Genomic DNA, 482 nt, shown 5'->3' with positions numbered 1-482 from the left:
TGGTTTCTTTTGTCTTGTTTCTCGTGCCAATTTTATGAATTCACAAGCGGGTTTATTTTGTAGTGGTTGTTTTAATTTAAACATCCCGTGYATAACTCGTSTTTGGTTTTGTAAATGAGAACGGGGCTTCGGGGGAGAGGCTTAAAACAATAKATGATGCATTASATGYCGRATGCGATCMTACCAGMACTAAAGMMCCGGATCCMATCAGAACTCCGCAGYYAAGMGYKCTTGGGCGAGAGTAGTACTASGATGGGTGACCCCCTKGGAAGTCCTCGTGTTGCACCCCTTTTTGCGTTTTTTATTTATTTTTYGGCACTTATCCGACGAGTTAATATGTTTTGGTCGGGTTTCTGGTGGTAAGTCGCGTTATCGTTCGTTAGCGTCGTTGTGTTGGGCGTTTTTTGTTTTTTCGTGAATCGATATGCGTTTTTTCATTTATTTATCGGTATTTATCCGGCTAGTGAAATCGTTTCGGTCGT

General features: G+C 41.9%; 1 rRNA gene. It reads left to right on the top strand.

Annotated features, from left to right (window positions below):
• Positions 1 to 170 precede the first annotated feature (170 nt).
• Positions 171 to 289: ribosomal RNA gene (gene rrf / locus EZV76_RS17940) — 5S ribosomal RNA — on the top strand.
• Positions 290 to 482: the final 193 nt, after the last annotated feature.

It is taken from the genome of Flagellimonas alvinocaridis, from assembly GCF_004916895.1.
GTDB lineage: Bacteria > Bacteroidota > Bacteroidia > Flavobacteriales > Flavobacteriaceae > Flagellimonas > Flagellimonas alvinocaridis.
The sequence above is the reverse complement of the archived record's forward strand: the minus strand, read 5'-3'. Positions and strand labels throughout refer to the sequence as shown.